Origin of the sequence: Micromonospora sp. NPDC005979, from assembly GCF_040614415.1 — a bacterium.
Lineage (GTDB): Bacteria > Actinomycetota > Actinomycetes > Mycobacteriales > Micromonosporaceae > Micromonospora.
This window is the reverse complement of sequence record NZ_JBEXUR010000018.1, coordinates 137527-145465: the sequence shown is the minus strand read 5'-3', so window position 1 is coordinate 145465 and position 7939 is coordinate 137527. Positions and strand designations below refer to the sequence as shown.

The 7939-nt window shown below is 70.3% G+C and carries 6 protein-coding genes; 4 read left to right on the top strand and 2 right to left on the bottom strand.

The window, feature by feature from the left end; translation table 11 throughout:
• Nucleotides 1-310 precede the first annotated feature (310 nt).
• Complete coding sequence (locus tag ABZ272_RS26375; protein ID WP_355052591.1) at nucleotides 311-565, top strand: hypothetical protein; 255 nt, start codon at nucleotides 311-313, stop codon at nucleotides 563-565.
• Here the strand turns inward: ABZ272_RS26375 and ABZ272_RS26370 are convergent.
• The gene (locus tag ABZ272_RS26370) at nucleotides 538-2367 is read right to left on the bottom strand and encodes a VanW family protein (protein WP_355052590.1); all 1830 of its coding nucleotides are present in this window, start codon (nucleotides 2365-2367) and stop codon (nucleotides 538-540) included. The two genes, ABZ272_RS26375 and ABZ272_RS26370, sit on opposite strands and share 28 nt — an antisense overlap.
• Nucleotides 2368-2547: 180 nt before the next feature.
• Here ABZ272_RS26370 and nudC point away from each other — a divergent pair, with 180 nt between their 5' ends.
• The 3 genes from nudC to ABZ272_RS26355 all read left to right on the top strand — a co-directional run bounded on the left by nudC (nucleotide 2548) and on the right by ABZ272_RS26355 (nucleotide 6123).
• Nucleotides 2548-3468 (top strand): NAD(+) diphosphatase, encoded by a 921-nt coding sequence (gene nudC, locus ABZ272_RS26365; protein WP_355052589.1) that lies wholly within the window; start codon nucleotides 2548-2550, stop codon nucleotides 3466-3468.
• 439 nt (nucleotides 3469-3907) lie between these two features.
• The gene (locus tag ABZ272_RS26360; protein WP_355052604.1) at nucleotides 3908-4459 is read left to right on the top strand and encodes a DUF6230 family protein; all 552 of its coding nucleotides are present in this window, start codon (nucleotides 3908-3910) and stop codon (nucleotides 4457-4459) included.
• Nucleotides 4460-4539: 80 nt separating this feature from the next.
• Complete coding sequence (locus ABZ272_RS26355) at nucleotides 4540-6123, top strand: DUF6114 domain-containing protein (RefSeq protein ID WP_355052588.1); 1584 nt, start codon at nucleotides 4540-4542, stop codon at nucleotides 6121-6123.
• A 55-nt stretch (nucleotides 6124-6178) separates the two neighbouring features.
• On the opposite strand, the gene ABZ272_RS26350 is transcribed toward ABZ272_RS26355, so the two are convergent.
• Nucleotides 6179-7849 carry a DUF885 domain-containing protein gene (locus ABZ272_RS26350; RefSeq protein WP_355052587.1) on the bottom strand — a complete coding sequence of 557 codons (1671 nt, stop codon included), beginning with the start codon at nucleotides 7847-7849 and terminating at the stop codon, nucleotides 6179-6181.
• Between the last annotated feature and the right edge of the window lie 90 nt (nucleotides 7850-7939).

Genomic DNA, 7939 nt, shown 5'->3' with positions numbered 1-7939 from the left:
ACTGCACTCGTGAGGGTGTGGGAGAGTAGGACACCGCCGGACAATCTTCCAGAAATGGCCACCCCCGATCGGGGGTGGCCATTTCTGCATTCCCCCCTCGAAACTCCCCGGCCCCCGGCCCTTGCGTGCGGACCCCGCCCAGCGCCGGTGATCATGAAGTTATTGCCTCGCCACGCCAATGACAGTGGCAACAACTTCATGATCAACGCACCGAGGGCGGGGGTGCCGGGGCGACGCGGAGGGGCCTGGGGGCGGAGTGAGGGCTTCGGCGGCGGCGGCGGTGGTTGGTTACTGGGTTTAGGGTCGGGCTGTGGGGGACGTGCTGATTCTTCTCGTCTTTGGCTGTTGCGTGGGCGTCGTGCTGGCCGCGCTGTGGTGGCTGGGCGTGCGTGGTCGCCGCCGCGGTGTCGGGGGCGAGGTCATGGGGCCGTTCGAGGAGATGTGGCATCCGGCGGCGACGCGCTACCGCGCGGAGGTCCGCGTACAGGAGCGGCGCATGACGCCGAGGTCGTCTGCCGACGACACCGACGGGCGGGCTCAGGAGGGCTTGGGGCCGCAGACGTAGCGCGGCTCGGCGTCGTAGCGCCAGGTGAACTTCTCCCGTTTGACCACCACGCCGTCCTTCTTGATGACCCGGAAGGCGTCCTGGGTGAAGCCGTTGATGCCGTTGCTGGGAATGCACTTCGGGCCGGGTTCGAGGTGGATGAGCTTCGGCGTGGTGGTGTTGCGGCGCGGGCCGTACTCCGTCTTGACGCTGTCGTAGATCTTCGTGCTCCAGATGGAGACGGTCACCGAACTCGACGTGTACGACGTGTCGATGAGCAGGCCGTACTCGGTGTTGTTGCGGAACTTGAAGTCCAGGTTCGGCCAGAAGATGGTCGACTCGATGACGGCCGGGTACCTGTCGAACCAGTACGAGTGGGGTTTGTGCTCCACGTCCTGGAGGCCGGCGTAGTAGGTGGCGTTGAACAGGGTGGTCGTGAACTGCGACGTGCCACCCCCGACGCCGGGTACCAGCTTGCCGTCCAGGATGACCGGCGCGTCCTTGTAGCCCTGGGCGTAGCCCCGCTCGCCGGTGTGCCCGTTGAGGGAGAACGTCTTGCCGGGCAGCACGACCGTGCCGTCCACCTTCTTGGCGATGGTGGCGATGTTCTGGCTGCGCGACGAGGCCATCCCGCCGGTGAAGCGCGTGGTGAAGGTGGACACCCGTTCCTTGATGCCCAGACCGGCCAGCTTCTCCGCGGTCACCTCCGGCGGCGTCTCCTTCAGTTCTCCGGTCACCTCGCGTCCGTCGGGCTTCGGCAGCACCGCCAACAGGTCGCGGCTCAGTGTGCCGGTGTCGAGCTGCTGCCCGGCACGCCCGTCGACGACCTTGGGACGGCCGCCGGCGATAGTCATGGTGGCGTCCTTCGCCGGCACCTCGATCGCGTCCAGCTTGTCGCCGAGGGCCGTCCGCAGCCGTTTGACGTCCACCGCCGGAGTGAGCTTGCCGGCCTTGTCGGCGGTGAAGCGGAGGCTCTTCGCGATGACCGCCGGTGGCACCTGCACCGAACCCCGGTCGGTGCGCAGGGTGACCGGCGCGGAGACGGCCGGCCTGGCCAGTTCGCCGACCAGCCGGTCCACCTCCTCGGCGGTGGTCGCCGGCTGGCTCTCCACCAGTGGCACGGTGACCGGCGTGCCGGCGAGCCAGCCGGCCCGGACGGCGTCGACCGAGCGCTGCGGGTCGAAGGCGAGACCGGGCTTGGGGCGTACGACCTTGGGTGTGGTGCCCTGGTAGGAGATGGCCGGCATCGTCATCGGACGGACCTGGTCGCCGAGCGCCGTGCGCAGGGCCGCGTCCAGGCGGGGCGCGTCGACGGTGACGACCGGTTCGACGGTACGGGAGCCGACCAGCCGACTGACCGGGTGCGCCTGGGCCTCGGCCGCTGCCGCAACGGTGGCCGCCACGTCGACCGCCAGTCCCACGTCGGCCGGATTGATCTCGGCGGTGCGCTCCCCGACCGTGATCCGCAGGGGCGCGGCGAGGGCTGCGGCCCGCCTCTCCAGCTCTGCCCGCAACTCCCGGTCGGCCGCGCTGCGGCTCCGACCGCCCAGTTCGGTGCCGAGCACGCTGGTGCCCCGGGGCACGTCACCGGCGTACGCCCAGGCGCCGGCGCCCGCGACGGCGGCGAGGACGCCGCCGGTGATGCCCGCGCCGAGCAGCATCCGGACGCGGCGCGGGCGGCGGCCGCCGTCGTCCGGCTCGCCCGTGGCCGTGGCCATTGGCGGTGTGACAACGTCCGGCTCGTCGTCCGGCCAGGTGACCGCCGTGACCTGCACGGTGGGCCGATCGTCGACGGGTGGACGTTTGTCGCCGTACAGCGTCACTGCAACCTCGATCGCCAGGTGCCGCGGGAGGTCCCCCCTCCCGGAGGACACCACGGTAACCAATGGCCGGCCGTCCGCGCGGGCTGTGCCCGTTCGGTGCTGCTACCGCGTGTCGTCAGGCGTGTCGCGGGGGCGTGGGTCGGTGTCCGCGCTCGGGGACGGGCGTGGCACGGTGGCGGGGTGGACGCTGCGGAGCGGGTGTTGGCGTACGGCGGGGGTTGGTTGGACCGGGCGGGCGCGTTACGGACCGACCCGGCTCGGCTGGACGCGTTGCTCGACGACCCGGCGACGGTGGTGCTGCCGCTGTGGCGGGACCGCTGTCTCGTCGACGGAGACGGGCCGGTCCGGCTGACGGCCGACCGCGCGTCACTCGTCCGGTCGGCTGCCGCGGAGACCGTGTTCCTGGGGCTCGACGGGGACGTCGCGGTGTTCGCCGTGGACCTCTCCGGTCTCGGTGAGGCCGCCGCGGTCGAGATGGCGGGGGCGGCGCGGGCCGTCGACGTACGGGCGCTGGTCGGGCGGCTCGACCCGGCGGGCGCGGCGACCCAGGCGTACGCCCGGGGGTTGCTGCATTGGCACCGGCAGCAGCGTTACTGCGGCACGTGCGGTGCGGTGGCCGTCGCCGGTGGTGGTGGCCACGTGCGGACCTGTTCCGGCGCCGAGTGTGGTCGGTTGCTGTTTCCCCGCATCGAACCGGCGATCATCGTGCTGGTCGAGGCGCCCGGCTCGGCCGGGCGTTGCCTGCTGGCCCGGCACGCGGGTGCGGCCGAGGACTCCTACTCGACGTTGGCGGGCTTCGTGGAGGTGGGCGAGAGCCTGGAGGACGCGGTCCGCCGGGAGATGGCCGAGGAGGCCGGGATCACCGTCACCGACGTGACCTACCAGGGGTCGCAGGCGTGGCCGTTCCCCGCCGGGCTGATGGTGGGCTTCCGGGCCACGGCGACGTCCGACGAGGTACGCGTGGACGGCGTGGAGTTGCTCCAGGCGCGCTGGTTCACCCGAGAGGAGCTGCGGGAGCGGGTCGCGGCAGGCCGCCGGCTCGGCCGGGTGGATTCGATCGACCACCGGCTGCTGACCGACTGGTTCACCGAGGCGGGGTGACGTAGCAGGCTCAGCCGTACGGATGAGGCCAGGATCGTCTTCAGCGGCTTTTCAGCCCGGCGTTACGTAAATGTAACAATGCTGTGCAGCAACTACCGCTGGTGAAGATTCTGGAGTCATCCGCCCCATTTCCAATGGTTTGTAGCGGGAGTGGGGCGGCGCAGATCTGACCGACAGTGACGGTCGGAGATCTTGACGCGGAGCGCGGGTTACCGGCCAGTAGCAGCGCCCTTGTGAGGTACGTCGCTTCGCGAGAGCATCCAATCCGCACACTGCGCGATCCGCCGACCATCCCCCGGAGCGGGACGCTGCGGCCACGTGCTTTCCCGTAGTCCCGAGTCGCGACTGCGATCGGTGACCCCCGGTTCGAGGAGGACCCGTGAAGGATTCGGAAACCCGTCAGGCGCAGGGTGGCACCCGCTGGCGTCGCTTCGCCGCCATGATGGTTCCCGCTGCGGTCGCCGCCGGCGGCATCGTCTTCGGTATGGCCAACGGCGCCATCGCCGCCAACATCACCGTCGCCGGCAAGCCGTTCAAGATCTCCGCCTCCGAGCTCGACGGAGACGGCTTCAAGCAGTACGGCGGCATCGTGACCACCAAGGACGGCAAGATCGTCCCGGTGGCCATGTCGGAGATCGGCGAAGCTCACCTGACCAAGCTGTGCCAGTCGGTCGACGCCTCCATTCCCGGCCTGCCCAAGATCGTGCTGACCATCAACGCCGGCGACGCCCCCGGCAAGGAGGCCGTTGCCAAGAACCTGCTGATCGCGATGGAGTCGCTCGAGGGTGACGCCGAGTTCACCAACATCAACATCGGTAAGGACGCCAGTGACCTCGGCCCGGCTCCGGCCGGCTCGTTCGGCCAGGACGCCACGCACGTGAACATCAAGGACCTTGAGCAGGTCGCCCGCTACACCACCGCCGGCACCTTCACGCTGACCGGCCTCAAGTTGAAGGTCAACGTCGGCGCTGAGGCCAAGGAATGCTTCTGAGCTGACGCCGCCGAGGCTCGCGAGGGGCGCCCCTCGCGAGCCTCGGTCCTGCCCACCCCTTTCACCCCAGGAGGACGTACGTGTCGACCGCCACTCATCGCGCGCAGCCCGGCCGTGTCGGTCAGGCCTGGCGCGGTTTCCGCCGCTGGCGGCGGTCCCGGCCATTCTGGGGCGGCCTCTTCACCATCCTGGCCGGAGTGGAGATCCTCGGCACCACCAAGGTCAGCCTGGCCGGGCTGACCCTGCAGATGGGACCGACCGGCTTCCTGTCCTGGTTGATCCCCACCATCCTGGTCACCTGCGGCCTGCTGATGTGGCTCAGCCCCGCGCAGCGGATCTTCTATGCCATCGTCGGCGCGGTGACCGCGGTCTACTCGCTGATCGGAGTCAACCTCGGCGGGTTCTTCATCGGCATGTTGCTGGGCATGGTCGGTAGCGCGCTCGGCTTCGCCTGGGTGCCGGTCAAGAAGTCCGCGGCGGTGGCCCCGGCCGCCGAGGAGCCGGACGGCGAGCAGGCCGAGGACGGCGACACCGCCGACGAAGCGCCGCTCGTCGACGAGCTTCTGCCGGCGAGGGAACTCCAGGACGAGGTCACCGGGCCGCTCACCGACATCATCCCGCAGCCACGCAGCGTGCTGCGCGAGCCAGCCCCGAACCAGCAGACGGACGCGCGCGACACCGCTGAGCTACCGCCCGTCGTGGAGCCGGGACCGTCGCAGCCCCGGTCGACGGTGGCCCGCGACCCGAAGACGTACGTGGTGACGCTGCTCCTGATGAGCCTTGCCAGCGCGGGTCTGACGACGGTCGACGGCGCGTCGCCGGTGCGAGCGGCGGCGCCCTCCTGCCCAACCCCGACATCGTCGGCCCCGTCCACCACGCCGCCCGCCTCCCCGCCCAGCGCGAGCCCGAGTCCGAGCCCCAGCGCCACGACGGAGAAGCCGGACGGAAATCTGATCAGCAGCATCGTCGACGGGATCGGCGACCTGTTGACCGGCGGTGACGACGACAAGACGGAAACGTCCGGCAAGGCCGCCGCCACGGACGAGCCCACTAGCGGCACCGCCCGGGCCAGCGAGTCGGCCACCCCGAGCGCCAAGCCCACGCGTAGCGCCACGCCCGACTCCACCCGGACGGCGACCCCCACCCGCGTCCCCGACGCTCCGTGTGTCAGCCCGAAGCCGACCAAGCCCGCGCCCGTCGAGCCCGGCAAGCCGCTGCCGAAGTTGGCGGCCGATCCGGACATGCCCAAGGTCGCCGCCATCCCGGCGAAACTGACCGGCTCCAAGGTGGTGATGACGAACCTGCGTTTTCGGGGCGTCGAGCCGTTGCGCACCGCCAAGGGCGAGATGCGGGCGTTGAAGTTCACCATGAGCAGGGCGGTGACCAGCGACTTCGCGTTGCTGGTCACGGGGCCTTCGAGCGGCTCGCTGTTGAGCGAGACCGACCAGCTGACGATCGACGGTGACGTGACCTTCTACGCGACCCGGTTCGTCGGCCGGTTCCTGGGCATCAAGGTCACCCTGACTCCGGACCTGCCCTTCCCCGACGGCATCCCGGTCACCTCGCCGCTGCCGCTCACCTTCACCGACCCGCAGATCGACCTGGCCTTCATCTCCTGCGACACGTTGACCGGCCGACCCAGCCTCAAGCAGACGCAGCAGTGACCCCAGCGTGGAACGGCGTCCGGGTCGGGACGCCGTTCCACGAGCTGAACACCGGTCAGAGTCGGGCCAGCGCCTTGCGCAGCGGGTCGAGGCCCAGCGCGCCCAGGTCCAACGCCTGCCGGTGGAACTCCCGCAGGTCGAAGTCGGCGCCCTTGCGAGCCATCGCGTCCTCGCGTGCCTGCAACCAGATCCGCTCACCCACCTTGTACGACGGTGCCTGGCCCGGCCAGCCCAGGTAGCGGTTCAGCTCGAAGCGCAGGTTCTCGTCCGGCACCCGGCAGTGTGCCCGCATGAACTCCCAACCCAGCTCGGGCGTCCACCGCTCGCCCGGGTGGAAGCCGAACGGGTTGTCCTTCGGGATCTCCAGCTCCAGGTGCATGCCGATGTCGACGATCACCCGTGCGGCGCGCATCGCCTGACCGTCGAGCATGCCCAGCTTGTCGCCCGGGTCCTGGAGGTAACCCAGCTCGTCCATCAGCCGCTCCGCGTACAGCGCCCAGCCCTCGCCGTGCCCCGAGACCCAGCAGAGCAGCCGCTGCCAGCGGTTGAGCAGGTCGGCCCGGACGGCCGTCTGGGCCACCTGAAGGTGGTGCCCCGGCACGCCCTCGTGGTAGACCGTCGTCACCTCGCGCCAGGTGGAGAAGTCGGTGATGCCCTGCGGCACCGCCCACCACATCCGACCCGGGCGCGAGAAGTCCTCGCTCGGCCCGGTGTAGTAGATGGCCCCGTCGCTGGTGGGCGCGAGGCAGCACTCGATCCGGCGGACCTGCTCCGGAATGTCGAAGTGGGTGCCGTGCAACTCGGCGATGGCCTTGTCGGCCAGGGCCTGCATCCAGTCGCGGAACGCCTCCTTGCCCTGGATCGTGCGCGCCGGGTCGGCGTCGAGCCGCGCCACCGCCTCGTCGACCGTCGCGCCCGAACCGGCGATGCGCCCGGCCACGACCCGCATCTCCGCCTCCAGGCGGGCCAGCTCCGCGAAACCCCAGGCGTACGTCTCGTCGAGGTCGATCTTCGCGCCGAGGAAGTACTGCGAGGCGAGTTCGTAGCGTTCCCGACCGGCGGCCTGCTTGTCGCGCCCGTGCGGGGCCAGCTCGGCCCGCAGGAACTGACCGAACTCGGCGGTCGCCGCGGTGGCCGCCGCCGCGCCCCTGCGCAGCTCGGCACCGAGGGTGCCGTCCGCGCCCAGCCGCTCGACCAGGCCGTGGTAGAAGTTGTCCCCGGTCGGGTCGGTCCAGATGTCGCACTGCTTGGCCACCTCGATGAGCTGCACCTTCGAGCTGACCTGCCCGTCGGCGAGCGCCTCACGCAGCGTGGTCTTGTAGCCCTCCAGCGCGCCGGCGAGGCCGTTGAGCCGGGTGGCGATGTTGGCCTGCTCGTCGGCCGTCGCGGTCGGCATCAGGTCGAACACCATGCGGATCTCGTGCAGCCCGCTGGTGATCACGCTGACCTCGCTGGTCGTCTCGCCGGCCTCGTACCGGGCCAGGTCCAGACCGAGCCGTTCCTGCATGGCCTCCTTGGCGGTGCGCTCCGCCTCGGTGTCCGGCTCGGCCGTCTCCAGCTCGCTGAGCGTCTCGCGGGTCAGGTCGGCGCGGGCCCGGTATCCGTCCGGTGAGAGGTCGTCGAGCTTGTTGTCATGGCCGGCGATGCCGACGTAGGTCGCGCCGGTCGGGCTCAGCGGCGCCCACTTGTCCACGTAGCGGTTGGCGATTTCATCAATTCGTCCCACGCTGCGACACTACGTGACCGCCCGGTCCGGTTGTCGATGTCGATTGTCGTGTCCAAGCAGCGGAAAATCCGACGACTCTGTCGCACCCCT

Excerpts from the sequence above, each read along its gene's own strand:
- ABZ272_RS26360 (WP_355052604.1), top strand. The coding sequence starts at position 3,908 with ATGATGGTTCCCGCTGCGGTCGCCGCCGGCGGCATCGTCTTCGGTATG.